Here is a 19,523-nt window from a genome sequence, read left to right as displayed (position 1 = left end):
GCCGAGGCAGTGACGTCCGGCTTCCGGATTGTGAAAAACAGCGCTCCCCGCCTTGCGGGGAAAAACTCATCGCTAGCGCGATGAGTACTTCAGCAGCCTGATAGGTCTCTGGCGGCTCCCCACTGCAACTATGTACCTGCAGGGTATAAGTCTTGCAGCTCCAGGTTTTTTTTCGTTGGTTGAAGTCTCATTCACTTTTCCTTGGAAATCCGCGAGGCCGAGTCGTACTTGTACGTGGCGGACAAGTAGAAGGCCCTCAGGTCGATTTAGGGATTACTTTTCATCAAACACGACAAGGTCATCCTTCCTTGCACTTTTCCCGTTTGCAGGTCGCAAAAATACCGGATCACTGCGCTACATCTTTTGCGTCGTCATGTAGTGGTCAACGCATCAAGGCCTGCCTCTAAGACAAAGGGAGAGGTCGGATTCTTCTTGGCCATCGATAGCCGCAGATCCTCACGTGCTCTCGTCACTGCTACGTAGAACAAGCGACGCTCTTCCGATTCGGTGCTTTTCTCATCGGGCACAACGGTTTCCTCGGCCCGGATGATCCATACCCGATCCCACTCTAGCCCCTTGGAGCTGTGCATGGTTGTTAGGATCAACGCATCCGGCGCCGGCTCATTGTTGCTGCGGCGCAGGAACTCCAGCCTGTCGGAAAATGGACCATTGAGCCGGGACAGTACGTCGAACGTCGTGGTCGTGGCCCGGCGGGCAGGATCAGAGTCGGTCTGGTGCATCATCCATTCGTACACTCCTTCCAGCACCAGCGAATAAAACTGCCGGTCGCAGAGCGTTCGCCACTCGACAAGCCGTTTCATAAGTTCCCGATAGCGATCCGCCGATGCTTCCGAAAGGCCCAGTTCCAGAAGCTCTTTTCTTTGGCGCTGTTCTGTATTCGCGCGGCCCTTGCTGTGCAGGAGCCGTAGTTCTTGGGTATCAATCCCGACAAAGGACAGCAGCGCGTCCACACCGGTACTCTTCGTCCTCTGGACCAGTTCCAGAAGATTGCACATGAGGGCGGCCTCAGGCCGGTTCAGAATCGACTTGCCGGACGCCCGAAAATACTTGACGCCATGCGATCGGCATATCGCCTCGACGGGGTCGAGAATGCGGTTGGTCCGGGCAAGGACTGCCGCCGATTGGCCATTCCTTACCGCCGCCGTCAGATGCTCCATCGCTGCGACAGCCTCGGCATACTCGTCAGCGAACCGCTGGAACTGAACCTTCCCGCCGGGGCCCTTGTACGCAACCAGTTCCTTTGGGATCCTGTCGCGGTTATTCCGGATGATTCGGTCCGCCGCCCCAAGAATCTCTGCGTGGCAGCGATAATTGTTGCCCAACACCACTGACTGCGCGTCAAACTGACGAATGAAGGATTCCATTCCGCGGAAGCCCAACGCTGATCGGAAGCCATAGATGCTCTGATCATCATCGCCAACAACGGTCACAATCGATCCGGCCTGAGCATGCGAGGCGATCCACTGATATTGGAGAGGGTCAGTGTCCTGAAATTCGTCGACCAGGAGGTACCTGAACGGATACGGCTCGATGGTGCCGTTCTGCATGCCTTCCACGGCTAGCCGAAGCATGTCCTGAAAATCAATCTTGCCGTTTCGCTCCAGTGAATCTTGGTAGCCACGGTAAAGCACTTCTTCGGCGCTGCCGCTTTGCACTTGGCCGAAGTTGGTCTTAATCGCTTCAACCGCCGCGATGGCGTCCTCCACCTTCCAGTCCAACCCTAGGTCAGAGAGAACCTGGATCAGAAGCCCGGTACGATCGCCATCGGTGGCGACGTCTGGCGCGCTGCCGCCGTCGCGCCGTCCAAGCTGCTTATAGGCGAGAGAATGGAACGTACCAGCAAGCAGTCGCCTCTTCGTCGCTGATCCGGCAAGCGCGAGTATCCGCTCGCGAAGCTCGACCGCGGCGTCCTTACTGAACGTCACTGCGCCCACAGTCACATGCGGATCCGCAAGCAGGACTGCGGTCTTGGCAGCGATCGTCGCCGTCTTTCCAGCTCCAGGTACCGCCACGGCGAGGCAGTGCTGACGCAGGTCCACGACTTCGCGTTGGGCGGGATTAAGGACTGCTAGTACCTTTTCGAGCGACATTGGAATCCCGTTGTGGTGCTGGTGATAGCACGTGTGAGCAAGTGCCCCGAAGTACGACTACGAGACAGATACGAGGCAGTTGGGGCGCTGATGTTGGTGGGACCATCTGTCACGGGGTGATAGCAAGTGCCCCCACGGGACAACTTGTTGCCTCTGGGGTGACGTGCTCACACCAGGTGACACTTGGGCTTACATCCCGCGCACAGTCGTCATTAGCTTCAGGTGCGTGGTGTAGCTGCGCAGCCCCAGCGGCTGGAACTTGCGCAGGAAGCGAGTGACCTCGTCGTTGACGTCGCTCTGGTCACGGATGCCGTTCCAGACCATGAAGTCGAACTGGTCCATGGTTTGATCGAACTTGATCAGAACCTGCAGTGCGCGCACGGAGAACCGCGAATAGGCTTGAACCTCGAGTGAAAGGGAGGGGCGCTGGATTGTCGGCACAAACACGATCTCGCCTTGTGCGCGCATTTCCTGTTCCCGTTGTTCGCGGTAGGCTTTCGCCACTCGCAATTGCTCGTCCACATAATCCTCAATCTTCGAGAGTTCGCGCTCCAGGTAGTTTTCGAGTGTCGACAATTCAGAGCGCGAGAACGTGGCAGCTCCGAAGCGCTGCAGGTTCAACGACATCCGGTTCATGTACGGCCACCATTGCTCGAACAGCGGCCGCAGGCGGGTGTGATTGAGCTTGAGCGCCACTGGAACAACTGCCGCACCGGCAAGCTCGCGATTGAGGATCTGCAGGCCGAGCTCGCGCCGGCGTCGAACGATCGCTTGGCGGTCTTCAGGCGCCAGGTCCCGAAAAAGGTTACGGGTGCGCTCCACCTGAGCCTTGCGCTCCTCATGATCCGCTGTCGAGATCAGACCTTCCTGGCGCAGTGCGTCGGCCGATTGCTCCATCTCCGCGAGTTCGGTCTCGACGTCGCCAGAACTGTCAATTGCGCCAAGCGTTGGAGGTGTTGCGACGAGCGGCGCAGCAGCTACGTCGGTCGGCGCGGATTGCTGCAGGGTCTCTTCGGCGGGGGTCAAATCGGTCGTGGTCATGATGTTCTCCAATATGTGGCCGGGCACCGGCCTTGGTAGTCGTTACGGCACCGGCTACTTGCCGACATGGAAAGACGCCGCAAGGCGCCAGCAGAGCAGGCCAATCAGGCAGACACCAAAGGTCCACCAGGTCGCCAGCATGGGAAGGGGTAACAGCAGGGCAGACGTCCCGAAGCCGAAGCAGAGCGTCAATCCATGGGCCGCAACGTGGAATGTCACCGGATTGGCGAACCCAGCCCCGGCGGCGCGAATCTTTCGCGATACGGTCCCGTCGTTAAATAACGCAACGAGCAGGACGATCGCGCCGAGAACCCAGTGATGAGCCACCGCGGCCCGGTACACCGCACGGTAGATCGTCAGCCAGAAATGCTGCATCCAACCTCTGCCGAAGGCGGCGGCGCCCCCGTCGGAGAAACTGGTCTGGCCGTCGGAGCCGGTGAACGATGCCTTGACCGCACCGCTGTCGATGAACCATTTGTGAAAGCGGGCGTTGGCCAGCGAAACGACGATATCCGCCCTTTCCTGGCCGAGCACGCGTTCAACCGACGCCTGTTCGGCCTCACTGATTTCGAAGGCGCGATCGTTCTGCATGAACGGCGCCAGGGTGCAGATCATCAACGGCGAGACGATCAACCACAAGCGTACGTGCGAAGCGAACCGGCTGTTGGCCATGTCAGATCCAGCGCAGTGCCAGCCATAGCGGCAGGCTCAGAAAAGCGAACAGAGCGCCCCAGAAGATGGCCGGCTTGTCTACCGAAATCTTGACGAGCGCAAAGCATGCCGCGGCCGCTCCGCTGGAGAATGACTGGGGCATCTCCTGAGCAAGGTGGGGCGGCGCCGTCAACCACTCATGCATGTGCAGGGCGAGAGCGGGATCGACACCACAGAGCCTGGCCGCAAGGCGAGCGGGGGCCTGTTTGACTCGGATCGCCGCCCGGCGCGCGTCAGTGTGCAAAGTCGCCAGCGACATCGTAGTTCTCGAAGTAGCGGGTGAAGGTGTAACCCGTCAGGACCCGGGCAGCGAGCTGAAACGCTGCGCAGCGTTGCGTGATTGCGCCAGGTGCCGGTTCGTCGACGACGCGGCAGACATAGCCATCCGGCTGGCGCTGCTCGAACGCCGGAATGGATTCGTGAAACGGATACCAGACGTTGTACTTTTCGCCCTTGAACGCGGCATAGCGCTTGCCATAGAGCTCGTGAGCGCGGGAGAACAGCCCCATCATGAAAGCGACGTTGGGATCGCCGTGCTTGCGGGCGGCGCGCCACGCCGTGATGCCGTCGGCAAGCATTTCCTTGACCAGCGGCTCCTCGCGGACGCGGAAATTCACGCCGATGTAGTCGACTACCCGCGTGCAAATGTCATCAAGGTCCGGCGATAGCGAGAGCACGGGCGAGAGCTTCGCCGAAAGCTTGTATTCCTTGACGATTTGTCGGAACAGGCTGCTGCGCATTGGTATTAGTCCGTGATAATTGGAATTCGACCCTGGTAGACGGCGCCTCCAGAGATTCGCAGGAAGTACTGCAGGTTCGGCAGTTGCATGACCAGGTCGTGCGGAATGAGCGGCGCCTTCTCAAGCTGGGCCGATCGAGACACAGAGCCGCTGAACTCGCCGACATGAGCCTCCGTTCCGGTGCTGGTGCTGCTTGAGACGACCAGGTTGCGGATGGCTGTGGTCCCGGCTTTCTCGGAGAACCACTTGGCCGTGTCGATGTCTTCCAAGCGTAAAACGATCTGGTTGTTCAAATTCCCCAAGACTTGCTGCATTTTTGCCACGTTTCCGAGTTTGGCCGTGAAGTCGGAGCGGGTCTGGTAAGCGACGAACGCCTTGAAGCCTGCCCCGCGGCCCTTGTTCAAGAGCTGGAGCAATTGCTCGTTGATGGCCTCGGCCGCTTCGTCGACAACCAGGACAATCTCGGGCGGCTTGGCGTAGAAGTTGTAAATCGCGCCGGCGACCGATGCGATGTCGGCCAGCAGCATCGACATGACCGCCTGCGCCACCATCGAATTGGATAGCGAATCGGCGCCGACATAAAGCACAGCCTTCTGCTTGATGACCTTGTCGATATCCCAGATCTCGCGGTCATCCTCAAAATCGTCCGCTTTGGGCGCCAGCATCAGTCCGGTCTCTCCGGTGGCAAGCATCTGCAGAAGGGGCAGGGCAGAGGCAATGATCCGGCCATAGTGGTCGCGGTCATGCTGAAAGGTTGAAATCAGGCCGTCGATCGTCTCGTGCCCCTTGCCGAGCTTGGCGAATCGATCGATGTACATACTGACCATGGCATCAAGACGCGTGCCACCCATCTTCTGTGCGACCTTCTGCATGTACGCCGTGACTTCCTCTTCCCAATCAGGCTTGCCGGCCTCAGGGAAAAAGCGCTCCAGCGCTCGCTCGAGCAAATTGTTGATGCCATTCTGAGCGTACTGGAGGATCGACCGGAGATTCGGCTTGTCGCCCACGTACAGCTCGCCCTTGACGGATCGGTCAATAAACAGGAAGGCAAACTGGCGAAACGGACCTTCCTCCATCAGTTGGGCGATGCGAGTCGGAATTTCCGACGGCTGGGACCAGTTTTCCAACGGGTTCAGGCGAATGGATCGCGAGGGCGCCGCCTGTTTCCAGTACAAGAACTTGCGTCCGGTGCGCTCGCATTCACGCTTGCACCGTGCGACCCAGTCGGGATCGTTCTTGGGATCGATCGCGATCAACACGTCATTGGGGTTGTGGATCACCTGCGTCGAAATCAGCTCGAACGTGCGTGTCTTTCCCGACCCGGTAGTGCCGCTGATTGACGTGTGACCGCCCATTGCCTTGTAGTGAAAGGGGATGGGGCCGCGCTGCGATTCCATGCCCCCGATCCAGGATTTTCCCTGTGGCGAGCGGTCCGCAATGCTGTGCTCGGGGGCGAACGTTTTCTCGATCGCCTTGACGGTATCCTTCGGCAGCCATTTGGGCAGCCCCGGAACATCGCTTGATGGCATACGCAGGATGTCGTGGGCGATCTGACAGTGCTTCTGCGTCCATTCATATCCGGTACCCAGATACATGGCATCCTCGTCTTTGTCTGCGGAGCGCAGCTGTCGGCTCTTTGCAAGCAGGTCTTCGATCCTGATCAGGGTCAGCCATTTCGTGGAGATGGCAAGCCGGAACCGCAGCGCCCGCCACACCTGTGTGGAACGAACGAGCAGGAATGCCAGGCAAACCAGTGAGAAGTAGGCTCCGTTTGGCATGCCGCTCACGAGCAGCACCACGCAAGCAAGCGCCCAGCCGACGGCGGCCCGGAACTCGTAAATGGGGCGGAAGTGGTTAATGTAATGATTCATGCGTCGGATTGCGGGCCAGGCATGATCAGGTTTCCTACTTCGTCGACCAGCAGGATGTCCTGGCCAACGATCTTGTAGAGATGCCTGAACTTGCGCAGATGCTCAATGAGTGTGTCGGAGGCAATGCCATAGTTGCCGAGTGAGCGCTTGCTGATAGCAACCTTTCCCTCAACACGCGTCACTTTCGTCTTTCCAGCGGCCGCGTCCTGCGAGAGCGCCTTGAAGAACTCGCGCATGAGGTTCGAGGTGCCAGCGAGTGCCTTGAAGGGATCCTCGGGCGTCGGCTCCTTGCGCAACGAACGCGCTCCGTCGAGTTGCACCACGTTGCGAGACGTCTCAACTCGTGCATGCGGCTCGCTGACCGCCGGCGAGCCGTTGGCCGTATCGGGCGAATCCGGTCTGCTACCTGCCGCTTGGGGTGGCGTCTCTGCTTCTGTCTTCGCAGTATTCGCGTTCGCCTGGGGCAGGTTCGCTGGCGACGTCGGGGCGTCGGCCCCATCGGCGGCCAGGCTCTGCGCCGCCGGCGCTGGGGTCGCGTCCGGGGCAAAGGCGGCACGGCGAGCCTTCACCTCAAACTGGGTTGTGGTGTCGATTGCTTGCCGCACAACCTTGTGCAGTAGCGTCTCCAGGCCTGACGGTCGTGGATCCGGGTTGATGGCGCCGAACAGTTCGGAGAGCACGTGGCTGTCGAAAGCGCCCAACCGTTCGGCCCCGAGGATCTCTCGCGCGAGCAGCGCCGTGCGCATCCGTTCGATCGGCAACGCTGCCTCCCGCCGCGTCACCTGGTAGGTGTCAGCGCCGAGCCAGCTGCCGAACGCCCCGTGTGCGGCAGGAACCCATTCCGCTCCATCCCGATGCCGAAAGAACTGGAAGTGGCGACAGGGCTCGTCCAGCCGCGAACAGCAGGCAGCCAGAAAGAGCGCATACAGGTACTGAGGTTCAAGCTGGCGCCGTCGTTCCGACGTCTGGTCTGCGGCAAATTTCTGAGCGCCGGAAAGGCGCATGGCGAAGTAGGCCGCTTCGACCGTGGCACGAAACGCCCCGCCGGGCTCGGCGTGTTCGGCCGGCCGAAGCGGCATGCTGGAGAACCATGCGGCGCAGCGTTCCAACACGCTCAGCCACTTGCTCTTGATGTCTGCCTCGTTCGTTTCGTTGGCGTATTGCCGAACCAACGCGAGGCGGCTGTCGTGGGCTGCCAGCAAGTCCGCTGCTGGCAAGGGGTGATGGACCGTCATTTCTTGCCCTTCTTGGCGAGGAACCCACCGATGCCGCCAGCTGCCTTCATACCCAGGCGAGCCGCGGCGCCACCGCTAAGACCACCCCCCGATCCAAAGACCGCACCCGACATCTTGGGAATCTCGAGTGCGACCAGCAGCATGAACAAGGCAACACCAAGGGCATAGGCGGCGCCAGCCAAAGATTTCGTGCCAATGCCAGTCTGATCAGCGATCGTGGAAGTGAAAGCGCTTGAAACGAGTCGCGCCATGATGGTTGAGATGACGATATACATCGAAGCGCCGATCATGAAATCGAGCCACGACATGAAATAGCGCCGTGTGTAGTCGGAGAACGCCAGGGCTACTGCAAGGGGGCCGATCACGATACCCACAGCGGCCTGAATCTCACCCAAGGCGATGAAGAAGCTGTACATCAGCGCTGCCACCGCGCAGACCACGAACGTAAAGAGAAGAGTCAATCCCGAAACCGCCACGCCGAGCTTGCTCAGACCGCTTGCCGCGTCCATCGCCTGGTTGTACGAGTCCAGGAATCCCGCGCCCACCGAGATGAGGGTCATCGCCGGATTGCTGGACCGCGTACCGGCGATCTTGTTGGCGAGTGTCGTGAACCAATCATAGATGCCCGGCGCAAATTGGCTGTATCCCACATAGATCGAGGCGAGAATGCCGAGCACCATGATGGTTTCCAGGATGTCGTTCCATGCGCTGGTTGGATCATTCGTGGCGGCGAACCGGATGGCGGCAAGCGTCAGCGTAATGAGCGCCAATCCGTATGCCACCTTGTCCGTCTCCGATCGTATGCTCTGACTGAGTGAGGTGGCGCCCCCAATCAGGCCGGTGCGGAAGGAATCGAACTGCCCAATCCAACTTTTGAGGGATTCGGCAACAGTGCCCGTCGGACCCGAGAAAGACGGCGGGGTCTGGGCAGACTCCACGGACTGGGAAGGGGACCCGGCTTCGGCACTCGTTGACTGAGCAAAGGCCGGGGCGGTGTGCAAGAGCACCGCGGTGACAAGCAGAACCAGTAGGCGCAGCAGCATGGCGTTCATTGCAACCGGATCAGTCAGCTTGCAGCTTGCGGGAGAACACGCGGGCGCGCAGCTGCTTGAGTTCTTCATCCTGCGCGATCGTAATCGCGCGCATGGCCTCGGCGCTTTGGGATTCCTTCGCGACGCTCTGTTGTTCCTTGTCCGCGTCGGCTTGAGCGCGAACGCTCATGAGCTGCAGCAGATCCGAGTTCTGGCTGGCGAGCACGTCCAGCATCTGGTTGGTCGTCTGCGCCGCGGCTTGCGCGGTCGGCGAGAGCTTAATGCTCGATTGAATCTTTTGCCGGCGCTTCGCCACTGACTGCGTATTCTTGTAGATTTGCTCGCCCAGGCTGAACAGGGCCTTGGCAGTCTTGTCGCCGTTCCTAAACAGATTGCGCTGGTCCTCGAACCATTGCTCCTTGGTTTTTCCCGAAGCGACGACCATGCTATGAATCTTCTTCAGGTAGTCGGCGTTGTCCGAAACCGTGCCGTAGAGGTCCTTGAGCGTGGTGCCGTAGATCTCGTACTTACCGATGTCATCGGCGATGGAGTCCAGTTGCTCCGTAATGGCGGCCACATCCAGACCTGTGGCCTGCAGAAGCTGGTTGGCCATCATCTTGTACTGATAGATGATGTTGGTATTCTCGTAGACCTCGGTTTTCAGCGACTGCATTGCCGTCATGGTGGTTTGCACGAGGCCAACCCAATCGGTGACCGGCAGGGCAGCGTGGGCAGACGAAGCCCCGAAGACCGAGGTTGCGATGGCGATGTTGGCGATCCACTTCTTCACGTTGTTTCTCCAAAGTTATGCTGCGCGCGCAAGCATTTCGCGCACATAGCGGTCCTGCCAATCGGATTCACCCGACGCGTAGTGCTTGTCGCAGATTGACTGTGCGACCCCGTCCGAGCGCAGCATGGCCACCATCTCGTCGGAGAATGCCGTCTGCAGCATTCGTGTCTGGGTGTTAGTGATCAGTAGGTAGTCGCGGTTAGGCACCGCGTCTGAAATCAGCTGCACTTGGTCATCGGTTAGCCCGAATTTCTCCTTGTAGAGTTCGGGACTGGTCTTAGCCTGGCTGTTAGGCAGGTAGATCCAGTTGGCGATGTTTTCCTTGAGGATCTCGAAGTTCGCCACGCGCGCAATCTGACGCAGGGACTGCGTCGCGCACCAGATGGCGCCGTTGAGCTTGCGGATGGTGGTGATCCAATCCTCGTAGCGCCGATAGAATCGCTCGTTCTGGAAGAAGAAGCCGCATTCCTCGACCTCGATGATCGTGTAGCGGATGCCATCCATCGACTGACTGATCCGGTAGAACGCATAATCGGTGAACAGCACCGCTGCGCGTTCGTACTTCTGGAACAGTTCACCCATCTCGATACACAGGTTGTCACTAACCGAGAAAGCGTCTTCGGCGTGATCGAAGAAGTGCCCGTACTGACCACCCTTGAGCCAGATCTGAAGCCGCCCGCGCAAATCCGCATGCAGCATCGTCGAGAGCGAGCTGAGGGTCCAGCGCTCGCGAGGGTAGCCAGCCAGCAGCTTGACGGCCTCAAAGAGATCCTGCACCTGCTGAGGCGACAGCGTGAAGTCGTCATCCTCTAGGGAGAGCGTCAGCCACTCCGTGATGTAAGTGAAGTTCTTCGGGTCGGCCAGCAGCGACAACGGATTGACCGGCGTGCTGGTCTGAAACTTCCCGGTGACGTCAATGAAGGTACCTCCGCTCAGCAGCGTCGGAATGCGTGTGGAACGGTCCTTGTCGAAGCGAATCCGCCGCGCCTTGTGCCTGTCGCCTTGCGACACCAGGAAATTCAGGAACACCGATTTGCCGGCACCGATCGGGCCGATGACGAACAGATGGCCGTTGCCGCCGCGCTGATGCATGTCGACGCGCTGAATTGTGCGGTGGCGCGTTGGCAGGCAGGTCAGGGGAGGCACTTCCGCTCCGGTCTTCTCGCTTAGCCACGCGTTATAGGACGGGCCTTCCAGGACCGAGCGAACCGGCGCGATGTCGGACACGGCCGGCGTTTCCACGAACTGGAGGCGGCGTTGCTTGTCCCAGCGGCCAGGCAGGGTACTGTTCCAAGCGGGCATCAGGTTCGCCTTCTCGCGGATCGTCCCGAAGCCGGCGTTGGTCAATGCGCCGACCACCTCGCTGACGGCGTCCTCGCATTCACCTTCGGAATCCGCGTAGACAATCACCGAGATATTGGCAAAGCCGTGCTGGATCCCCTCGGCGGTGAGACGCTTGAGTGCGTATCCCGCCTCCTTGGCCAGTTCCTCGCGGCCTTCGTCGTTCTCGCTTTCCTCCTTGGAGACGTACTGCTTCATCATGGAGCGCAGGTTCACCGCCGCCATCTTGTAGAAGCGGCGCACCTTCTCGATGTAGGCCGTGGCGCGCGCGGTGTCCAGAAAGCGGTACATGATGCAGATATCCAACTCGGCATCCACGTGCATCAGGCTGTCAAGCGCCGCTTCCTGGAAGCTCATCCATTCCTTCACCGCAACAACCGCGGCATAACGCTTGCCGTGGGCGGATTCGAATAGCAATCGCTCGGCGCCCACCGTGACCTCGGATTCCGTCAGGTGCGTGTCGAGCAAGGTGACAGGAAACCGGATGCGGCGCGGCGGCACGCTAGGATTGGCGACCTGGTGAAGCGCGGCATAGCTGTCCTGCATGGTGAGCCGGGTCGGCTTGATGCGCGGAATGCCGCCGGTAAATGCATCGAGCATGGCCTCGAAGCGCCGGGTATCCGCGTGCATCCGCTCCATGTCGAAGGCGAAAGCGCTGCGAGAGAGAACCGTGTCTTTTGCCGCCTCAACGATGGCGCCGTACACCGAGCGCCCCCCAACCGTCATGTGATAGCCAATCTTCTCGAAGAACTTTGCAATGCCCGACTCGGGGGTGTAGGCAATGCTGAGGGCGTGCGTGTTCCGGAAGTACCGCCCGGTGGTCATATGCGCACGGTTCAGTGCGTTCAGACGTGCGTCGGCGCTGTTGCTGAAATCGCCGTCGATGAAGCCGGTTGTGCGGCGGTGGGACAGCCGCCACCAGGCGGTGATGCGGTTGTCGAAGGATCGGCAAGCCTGGTCGAGCTGGTCGCGGGCCGAGGTAATGTCACTGGCATCGGCGCTATCCGCGTCGACACCCCGAAACTCATAGGCCGCCAGAAGTGATCCATCCTTGTTCAGGATCAGTTCCGGCGTAATGGACGTGAGCCACGGCACGATCTCGGCCAGCGGCCGGCGTTTCAGTTTCAGCATGGCAGGTCGCTGTCAAAGCCGTAAGGCCGGCGAAAGACCGAGTGAGATTTCCCGTGCCAGGGGACGGACTCGTACAGGTCGCCGTACATGTTGTAGATGTTGAGAATCTGGTTCCACCATGGATCCCGGCTTGTCAGCCAGGCCAGCAGCGCGTGGTTGCAAAGACCGCTGACGAATATCGCCGCCGGGATCTCCCAGCCACTGCGGTAAGTGACATAGATCAGCAGCGCGACGATGGTGCCGTTGGCGATGGCCAGTCCGCGTACCGCGCCGGCGATCAGGCGCGGCATCGACAAGCCGATGCTCACATGGTGCTTGCGCATGTCAGAAGCCGGTGCAGGCGGCCACAATATTCAGCGTCTTGAGGATCGACGGTGCCGCCGCGGCGAGGCCGACGCCCACGCACGCCCCCGAAATGAACTTGGACAGGCTCGACTCCGCATTGGCATAGGCGTACGCGCCGAGCACGATGACGATCAGGCCAATGACGAAGAGGTACTTGGTGTTGATGAAGGTGGCGATGCCACAGATGAAGTTGCCGAGATTGCCGAGGAACGAATCGTCCGCGGCGGCGGCGGAGGTGGCCACCGCCATCATGCCGACGAGCAACAGGACGGAAGGCGCGTACTTGCGTGCGGTGGCGCGGGCGCGCAGGGAGAACTGGGGGGTCATGCGGAGGGACTCCTGAGGTTAGAAAACGCGTTGGAATTCGTAGTCGTTGTTGCGAAATCCCTTGATCTCAATGATCTCGGAGAGCACACGCATGTCGCCCGATCGCTTCATGTGCACCACGTAGTGAATGCAGTCTGCGATGAGCCGGCGCATGTCCTCGACCTTCCAGCCGGAGCCGGGTGGAATGCCGAGGAGCGCCATGCTTTCGAGACGGGACAAAGCCATGCGTGGGCTTGGTGCGTGAAGAGATCCCATGCCACCGTCGTGGCCGGTGTTGAAGGCCTGGAGCATGTCGTATGCTTCACCGCCGCGGACTTCACCAACGAGAATCCGGTCGGGCCGGAAGCGCAGGGAGAGCGCAATCAGATGCTGCGTGGTGACCCCCTTGTCGGCGTTGGATAGCAGGCGCACAACGTTCGGCACGCTGGGCTTGAGTTCGGTCGTGTCCTCGATGGTGATGACGCGCTCGTCCGGCGGGATCTCCCCAACCATGGCGTTGAGAAGCGTGGTCTTGCCAGAGGACGTACCGCCTGCGACCAGGATGTTCTTGCGTTGTCGGACAAGCTCTCCAAGGGCCTGGGCGAGCGCTTCGTCCTCGACGCGACCGGTGAAAATGGGTGTTTCGGCTTCCGTGCGCGCGTGTCGCGAGGAGAAGGCACCGGCCTTCACGTAATCCGACAACCGCATGTTCTTCTCGCGATGGCGACGAATGCTGAGTGCGTGACCCTCGATCGAGGTCGGCTGCATCACCGCCGCAATCCGCAGGCCCTTGTGACCTGCGTTGATGATGCCTTGTGATGTCCCACGGACTGCGGACTTCTCGACAGAGGAGGCCAGTGACCGGATTGCCCCTTCGACCTTGAAGGGGTCGAGCACGACATCGAGGCGGGTCATGACGCCGCGCCGCTCGACCCAGATGCTGTTGTGGCGGTTGATCATGACTTCTGCGACATCATCCGCATGGATGACGTCGTGCAGCGGCGCCAGCGATTCGAAGAACATCGAAACGGCGCTATCGGCCAGCTGCGTGAGCTGCAGAAGAGGGTGGTTGGCGGACGCTGATTCCATGCCCGCTATTGTTGGCGGGCAAAGCCTGACTTTGCGGACCGAAAGCTAGGCCATTTTCAGGAGCTTTCGATCGAGTCTGCAGCGTGTGGCGGCACCGTCGTCGCGAAAAGGAACATGTTCCCTCCAATATCAGCGAAAGGCGCGGTCAAATCCTGAGCATTCGACGGGGGATGCGCCAATGCTGTCGCTCAGCATGTGCAATCGGCAGAACCGGCATCGGAAGCTCGTTCGCTCGTTAGCATTGAAGGCCGATGCGACAAATATGGAAAGCTCTGCAAAATGGCATAGCTTTCGAGGCCAGGTAGAGGGCAATTCGCTGATTCAATTAGCGGCATCCCAAAGTCCTGCCGCCACATGCTCTTCTCTCGCAAATCCACCGACAAAGCCAAGCCCCTGACCGTCGCGCCGGGCATGTATGGCGAAGAGCGTCCGGAGCAAGTCGTTTTCGATCGGACCACGCGCATCACCGTGGACCGCAACCACTGGAAGCTCGCTACCGCCGGCGCCGCATGCCTCGCGCTCGTCGCGATTCTGACCCGGGAGCCGCCGCCGTCGGTGGTGAAGGTCGTGGGCGTGTCGGCCGATGCGACGGGCAAGCCCATCACGCGCGAACTGGACGCATTCCACCCGGATGAACGGCAAGTGCAAGCTGCACTGAAGGATCTTGTGCAGCGGTGGTTCACCATCGAGCCCATCCTGACGCCGCAGATCGAATCATCGCGCATGGCGGCGAACCTGCGTTCGGTGCGAGAACAGATGCTGGGATCGGCGAAAGAGCAGTTCAAGGCATGGGTGGACGAGGATGAGCCGTTCCGGCAGGTGATGGCATCGCCGACGCTCACACGCGAGCCCCGGTTCACCAACATCGCAAGCCTGCCCGACAGCACGGTCGTGGTCGAGTTCGTCACGACGACAACCGAAGACGGATACAAGCCGCGCAAGCAGCGGTACGCGATTACCTTTCGCTACCAAGTCAAGCCGGCCGACAAGGAGGCCATGCTCGGCACGAATCCGTTTGGCGTGTTCCCCATCTTTTTCTCGATCCAGAAATCCGCGGCCTGAGCCGCGACTATGCCCATGGAAGCCCGTACCCCCTCCCGAGTTCTCCCGCTGGTCATCGCCCTTGGCCTGGCACTGTTGCTTTCCATTCCGGATGGCCACGCTGCGGACAAGACTGGGCGCCGTCCTGGCGCTGGCATTGCCGGGCTGGGTATCGGCGACCTGAGCGACGCCATGAATCCGGGGAATCCGTTCAATGGCGGTGTCGATCCTATCGCGCTGCCGGGTGACTCTCGGCTCGTGGTGTTCACGTACAGCCGGGACCAAATTTTCCGGGTGCTGAGCGCGCCATTGAAGGTCACGACCATCGAGTTTCCGGACGACGAGCAGATCGTTGGCGACCCGGCCTGGGGCGAGAACGTACGTTGGGACTATGACACCGATGGCGCCAACCATCTCTACGTGAAGCCGCAGGCGGCGGGCCTCGTCAATACGCTGTCGGTGAACACGAACAAGCGCAGCTACGAGTTCACGCTGGTGTCGTCGCCTCTGGGCGGTATCTTTTACCAGAAGGTGCGATTCCGCATTCCGACGTCGATCTCGGCCAAGGTCAAGGCCCGCAATGACTCGCGTAGCGAGCAGGCGGACAATGCGAAGGCGACAGAGGGGGGCGATTCGCGTAACGTCGACGCCGTGGCGGTGCCACCGGACCAGCTGAATTTCGAATACGCCATTTCGGGAAGCGCCAGCTTCAAGCCGGAGACCGCTTTCGACGATGGCAAGGCGCTATGGCTACGGTTACCTGCCGCCGCGCTTCAGAGCTGGCCGGTCGCCCTGGTGAAGGACGGCAGCGACTTCGTGGTGGTGAACCAGATCCGTCGCGGCGGCTATCTGGTGGTCCAGCGTCTGGCCGATACCGTTGTGCTGCGCTCCGGCGACGATGAAGTCAGGATCGAGCGTGGCCGTCGTCGCGTGTTGGGGCTGTTCTGATGCGCGGCGCGAAAATGGATCAGGTCACGTCCGTGACCGACGCGCAGGAGCGCACGGTCAAGGGGAAACTCCCTCGCAATGTGCTGTTCGCCCTCGGTGGCATCTCGGCGGTACTGGTCGGTGGGTTGGGCTACTACTTCCAAACCATCACCGACGATCAGCTCGAAGCGAAGGCGGAACAGGCGCGCGCGGATCAAATCAAGCAGCGTGCGGGCAACGCCGACACCGGCCAAAGCCTCGAGGCCGCGATCCGCGCGCAGGCAGACAAGGCCCGCGAGGAAGCGGAGCGGCAGCGCAAAGCCGCTATTGCCCCTGACACGAAAACGCCGGTCATGACCGCATCGGACCTGGGCGGCGGGGCGAAGGCCAGCCCCACCGTGGACCCGAATAAGAACGAGCAGGATGATCTCTACACGGCACCGGTGTTCAAATCGGGCGCGCGCAAATCGCAACTGAATCAAAGCCGGACGCCGCCCGGCATGGCCGATGTCACGGACCCGGCTCAGATGCGTGCGCTGCAGCAGGCGGTGGCGGCACGCCAGGGCGCTGCGAACGCGGCCGCACTGGCACAGGAAGGCGCGACAGCGCCACAGTTGCCCGGCGACCGGCAGTTCCTGCGGGACGCCGGCGGCACGACGACGTTGCGAACCGGCTTCGATGGCAAGTTGCCAAAATGCACGGTCAGCCGGGGCTTCGTCATCCCAGCGAACTTTGCCGGCGGACTCAACTCGGACAAGCCGGGCGAATTCCGCGCCACCGTGTCACAGGACGTCTATGACACCGTGCAGGGCAACTGCAAGGTCATTCCTGCGGGCAGCACGCTGGTTGGCATCTATAGCGCCGACATTGCGGTCGGCCAGGAGCGCGTCCTCACGGCGTTCGTGCGCATGCAACTGCCGAACGGCAAGACCGTGCCGCTGATGGGCATGCAGGGCGCTGATCCGGATGGCACCGCCGGCAATAGCGGCGACGTCAACAACCACTTTCTGAAGATCTTCACCGGTGCGCTGGTGATCGGTGCGCTGTCGCTTCGATTCAACGATAACCCAACCACTACCACCGTCGGGCCGGCGGGGCTGGTCGCCTATGGGAACGCTGCAGGGCAGATTGCCACGCAGACGGCGCAGACCATCCTGAACCGTAACCAGAATATCCGTCCGACCATCACGACCGAGCCGGGGCAAAAGATGCTGGTTCAGGTCAAGCATGACATCGTGCTGGAGCCCTATCGTGACTAAGCGGCTTGCGGGCATGCTCTGGTTGGCTGCCGGACTCATCACTGCCGGCGCACAGGCTGCAACGATCGACGCGGTCATTAGCCCCACTGCCATCGTGGTGAAGGTGGACGGGCAGGCCCGGTTACACACCATGGAAGGAAAGCCGGTTCTGTACTGCGGACTCGATGCGTTCCTTGCTTGGTCGGCACGTCTGCTGGGCGCGCAGGTCGATGCCGGGGCGGAAGCCGGCCCGGTCGTGACACTGGCTGGCAAGCCTGTGCCGATCACCGCATTGCTGGTGCGCGAAGGTTGGCTGCGCCCGTCCGCGCTGAACGATGCCGCTCAGGAAGCCATCGCGGAGCGGCGCGGTGGCTGGGCGTGCGCGCCGAAGACCGAGCCGTTCGCGCAGATGGGCGGCCGCGTGGATCCCAAGATTACAGCGGGCATCGCCATGAACGAGTCGTCTTACCGCGGCCGGCCCTGGCCTTGGACGCTTAACGTGGCAGGACGCGGCATGTTCTTCTCGACGCGCGAGGAAGCCTACGCGGCCATCAACCGGCTTCTGGCCAACCAGCGCTGCGATTTCGATGTCGGGCTGATGCAGGTGAACTGGTGCTACCACGGCAAGCGCTTCGCCTCGCCATGGGAGGCGCTGGCGCCGGCGACGAACATCCGCGTGGCGGAAGACATTCTGGCAGAGAACCTGCAACGAAGCGGCTCTCCGATGAAGGCGGTGGCGTGGTACCACAGCGCGAACCCTGAGCGCGGTGGGCCGTACTTCTCCCGATTCATGAAACACGTGGCGCAATTCCAATGATCAGGTCGTTCATTCTCTCTGCACTGGCGTTGGTGGCTGTACAGGCCATGGCCGCCGACACCGACCCGCTCGATTTCGACTACCAGGTCATTGCGCGCGCCGCCGATCGTCCCGCGATGGTGTTCAACGATGGACTGTCGACCTACATCCAGCCGCGGCACGGCCAGGTCGTGCAAGCCGACGGCGCCATCCAAAATGGCCCGTACTGGGTGATCGACGGCGTGCCGGAGGTGGTCCGCTACTCCGTCAGTGGTCAGCCGGTTGTCGCGCGCTGGAAGCGAGCCAACGGCTTCACGTCCGAGCCGGCAAATCCGGTGGGAGACATGCCACGGAGTCTCGCCGCGATCTCCGGACGACTGGCGATGATCGGCAACTACGCCGGCCAGCCGTTGGTGCGCGCTGGCCGTTCGAACCTGCCGCTCGCGCAGATGATCAAGTCGATCGCGCCGGCGGGGTGGACCGGCACCGCCCAGAAGGATATCTCCCTGACCGACGACGTGGCACTGGATACCCGCGGCGGGGAGAACTGGCTGCAAGCGCTCGCGCGGGTGCTTGAACAGCGCAATCTCTACGCGGAAGTGGACTTCACGCGCCGGAACATTGCGCTGCGTGCCGGACCGCCGAAGAGCTTCTCCGTGGCCGAGACCGGCTCAAGCGCCGCGACACCTGGCGGCGTGTTGCAGGCCGCTCTGACGACGCCGGGCAACGTGGCTGCAGCGCCGAAAGAGCCTGCGGCGCCGACGTTGCCGGTGGCTGGCACGCCGCTGCCGGAAGGGCCGACGTTGGCCTCCGCCTTCGGAGCACTGGCGATCCGTGACAACAAGCAAGGTCGGATCGAGATTCGCTTCGAGCAGGAGCCCAAGGACCTGGTCCTGCGTGACGAGACCGATAGCAAGATCTGGACGAGGTGGGACGAGGCCCAGCGCGTGTTGTCCTTCGCGACCGTTGACCGGTTCACTGCGACTGCGGACGGCAAGGCCGTCGAAGTCAGGCGCTCGCCGGAGATCGATTACGAATTTCCGCGCGAGAACAGCGCCGGCCTGGAAATGGTCTTCGAGAAAGACGGCGCCACCTACCTGAGCTTTGCCAAGTCGTTGGTGAGCGTTTCTGTGTTCGGTGATGAGCATCAGCGCAACGGTGAACACAAGGACCGCTACTACAAGTTCAACGGCATTGCCGCACGCCTGACGGTGATCGCGGACGGCAATGTGGTCTACGTGGACCGCTCGCCGCAGGTGCGGTTCAAAGAGCAGCCGGGCAAGGTGGCACTGTGAAGATCCGCTGGATGGTGGCGCTCACGGCATCCGCCTTGCTGGCCAGCGCAGCTCGTGCCGACTGCCTCGATGATGCCGCGAAGTTCCATGGGGTCAGCCCCTCCTTGCTCCGGAGCATCGCGTTGCAGGAGTCGGGCATGCGGCCGTGGGTCACGAATCGCAATGGCAACGGTTCGGAGGATATCGGCCTCATGCAGATCAACTCGATCCACCTGCCGCGCCTGGGCAGGTATGGGATCACGCGCGCCCACCTGTTTGATGGGTGCATCAATGCCTACGTCGGCGCGTGGATTCTGCGCGAGAACATCCAGCGCTTCGGACCAACGTGGAAGGCGGTCGGGGCCTACAACGCCTCCTCGCCCGACAAGCAGTTGCGCTACGCCAACCAGATTCATGCGCGGTGGCAGGCGCTGCAGCGCGCCGCCTTGCGGTAGTTCCTTCACCTCAACCGAACGCATAGTTATGTGCCAATCCAACCGAACCG

Annotated in this window: 19 protein-coding genes; 6 read left to right on the top strand and 13 right to left on the bottom strand. The window is 61.2% G+C overall.

What is annotated here, in order from left to right; translation table 11 throughout:
* Positions 1 to 371: 371 nt before the first annotated feature.
* The 13 genes from RALTA_RS27515 to RALTA_RS27455 all read right to left on the bottom strand — a co-directional run bounded on the left by RALTA_RS27515 (position 372) and on the right by RALTA_RS27455 (position 13,742).
* Entirely contained in the window at positions 372 to 2,111 is a 1,740-nt protein-coding gene (locus RALTA_RS27515; RefSeq protein ID WP_012354582.1) for an ATP-dependent helicase, read from the bottom strand.
* Between the two features lie 189 nt (positions 2,112 to 2,300).
* Positions 2,301 to 3,152: a hypothetical protein gene (locus RALTA_RS27510; RefSeq protein WP_012354581.1), complete on the bottom strand. Its 852-nt coding sequence runs from the start codon at positions 3,150 to 3,152 to the stop codon at positions 2,301 to 2,303.
* A 54-nt stretch (positions 3,153 to 3,206) separates the two neighbouring features.
* A complete protein-coding gene (locus RALTA_RS27505) occupies positions 3,207 to 3,824 on the bottom strand; it encodes a DUF4400 domain-containing protein (RefSeq protein ID WP_012354580.1) in 618 nt (205 codons plus the stop codon).
* A gap of 1 nt (position 3,825) precedes the next feature.
* Complete coding sequence (locus RALTA_RS27500; protein ID WP_018003854.1) at positions 3,826 to 4,122, bottom strand: hypothetical protein; 297 nt, start codon at positions 4,120 to 4,122, stop codon at positions 3,826 to 3,828.
* The gene (locus tag RALTA_RS27495; protein WP_012354578.1) at positions 4,097 to 4,603 is read right to left on the bottom strand and encodes a hypothetical protein; all 507 of its coding nucleotides are present in this window, start codon (positions 4,601 to 4,603) and stop codon (positions 4,097 to 4,099) included. The genes RALTA_RS27500 and RALTA_RS27495 overlap by 26 nt, the downstream gene beginning before the upstream one ends.
* Positions 4,604 to 4,608: 5 nt before the next feature.
* Positions 4,609 to 6,474 carry a conjugative transfer system coupling protein TraD gene (gene traD, locus RALTA_RS27490; protein ID WP_012354577.1) on the bottom strand — a complete coding sequence of 622 codons (1,866 nt, stop codon included), beginning with the start codon at positions 6,472 to 6,474 and terminating at the stop codon, positions 4,609 to 4,611.
* Complete coding sequence (locus RALTA_RS27485) at positions 6,471 to 7,709, bottom strand: TraI domain-containing protein (RefSeq protein WP_012354576.1); 1,239 nt, start codon at positions 7,707 to 7,709, stop codon at positions 6,471 to 6,473. Before RALTA_RS27485 ends, traD begins: the two co-directional genes overlap by 4 nt.
* Complete coding sequence (locus tag RALTA_RS27480; RefSeq protein WP_012354575.1) at positions 7,706 to 8,761, bottom strand: type IV secretion system protein; 1,056 nt, start codon at positions 8,759 to 8,761, stop codon at positions 7,706 to 7,708. Before RALTA_RS27480 ends, RALTA_RS27485 begins: the two co-directional genes overlap by 4 nt.
* Positions 8,762 to 8,771: 10 nt before the next feature.
* Positions 8,772 to 9,530, bottom strand: a complete 759-nt coding sequence (locus RALTA_RS27475; protein WP_012354574.1) for a conjugal transfer protein TrbJ — start codon at positions 9,528 to 9,530, stop codon at positions 8,772 to 8,774.
* A 15-nt stretch (positions 9,531 to 9,545) separates the two neighbouring features.
* Positions 9,546 to 12,002: a VirB4 family type IV secretion system protein gene (locus RALTA_RS27470; RefSeq protein WP_012354573.1), complete on the bottom strand. Its 2,457-nt coding sequence runs from the start codon at positions 12,000 to 12,002 to the stop codon at positions 9,546 to 9,548.
* Positions 11,996 to 12,325, bottom strand: a complete 330-nt coding sequence (locus tag RALTA_RS27465; RefSeq protein WP_012354572.1) for a type IV secretory pathway, conjugal transfer protein — start codon at positions 12,323 to 12,325, stop codon at positions 11,996 to 11,998. The genes RALTA_RS27470 and RALTA_RS27465 overlap by 7 nt, the downstream gene beginning before the upstream one ends.
* A 1-nt stretch (position 12,326) precedes the next feature.
* On the bottom strand, positions 12,327 to 12,674 hold the full coding sequence (locus tag RALTA_RS27460) for a TrbC/VirB2 family protein (protein WP_012354571.1): 348 nt from the start codon (positions 12,672 to 12,674) through the stop codon (positions 12,327 to 12,329).
* An 18-nt stretch (positions 12,675 to 12,692) separates the two neighbouring features.
* Positions 12,693 to 13,742 (bottom strand): CpaF family protein, encoded by a 1,050-nt coding sequence (locus RALTA_RS27455; RefSeq protein ID WP_012354570.1) that lies wholly within the window; start codon positions 13,740 to 13,742, stop codon positions 12,693 to 12,695.
* A 354-nt stretch (positions 13,743 to 14,096) separates the two neighbouring features.
* Between RALTA_RS27455 and RALTA_RS27450 the strand changes: the two genes are divergently transcribed.
* The 6 genes from RALTA_RS27450 to RALTA_RS27425 are packed head-to-tail and all read left to right on the top strand — an operon-like array spanning position 14,097 to position 19,473.
* Positions 14,097 to 14,804 carry a VirB8/TrbF family protein gene (locus tag RALTA_RS27450; RefSeq protein WP_012354569.1) on the top strand — a complete coding sequence of 236 codons (708 nt, stop codon included), beginning with the start codon at positions 14,097 to 14,099 and terminating at the stop codon, positions 14,802 to 14,804.
* A gap of 15 nt (positions 14,805 to 14,819) precedes the next feature.
* On the top strand, positions 14,820 to 15,731 hold the full coding sequence (locus tag RALTA_RS27445; protein WP_012354568.1) for a TrbG/VirB9 family P-type conjugative transfer protein: 912 nt from the start codon (positions 14,820 to 14,822) through the stop codon (positions 15,729 to 15,731).
* 14 nt (positions 15,732 to 15,745) lie between these two features.
* Positions 15,746 to 16,969, top strand: coding sequence for a TrbI/VirB10 family protein (locus tag RALTA_RS27440; protein ID WP_012354567.1), 1,224 nt, complete (start codon positions 15,746 to 15,748; stop codon positions 16,967 to 16,969).
* Positions 16,962 to 17,765, top strand: a complete 804-nt coding sequence (locus RALTA_RS27435; RefSeq protein WP_012354566.1) for a transglycosylase SLT domain-containing protein — start codon at positions 16,962 to 16,964, stop codon at positions 17,763 to 17,765. The genes RALTA_RS27440 and RALTA_RS27435 overlap by 8 nt, the downstream gene beginning before the upstream one ends.
* Positions 17,762 to 19,039 (top strand): TrbG/VirB9 family P-type conjugative transfer protein, encoded by a 1,278-nt coding sequence (locus tag RALTA_RS27430; protein WP_012354565.1) that lies wholly within the window; start codon positions 17,762 to 17,764, stop codon positions 19,037 to 19,039. The genes RALTA_RS27435 and RALTA_RS27430 overlap by 4 nt, the downstream gene beginning before the upstream one ends.
* An 11-nt stretch (positions 19,040 to 19,050) precedes the next feature.
* Positions 19,051 to 19,473 carry a lytic transglycosylase domain-containing protein gene (locus RALTA_RS27425; protein WP_026163867.1) on the top strand — a complete coding sequence of 141 codons (423 nt, stop codon included), beginning with the start codon at positions 19,051 to 19,053 and terminating at the stop codon, positions 19,471 to 19,473.
* Positions 19,474 to 19,523 lie beyond the last annotated feature (50 nt).

Source organism: Cupriavidus taiwanensis LMG 19424 (assembly GCF_000069785.1).
GTDB classification, from domain to species: domain Bacteria; phylum Pseudomonadota; class Gammaproteobacteria; order Burkholderiales; family Burkholderiaceae; genus Cupriavidus; species Cupriavidus taiwanensis.
This window is presented reverse-complemented; position numbering and strand designations above follow the sequence as displayed.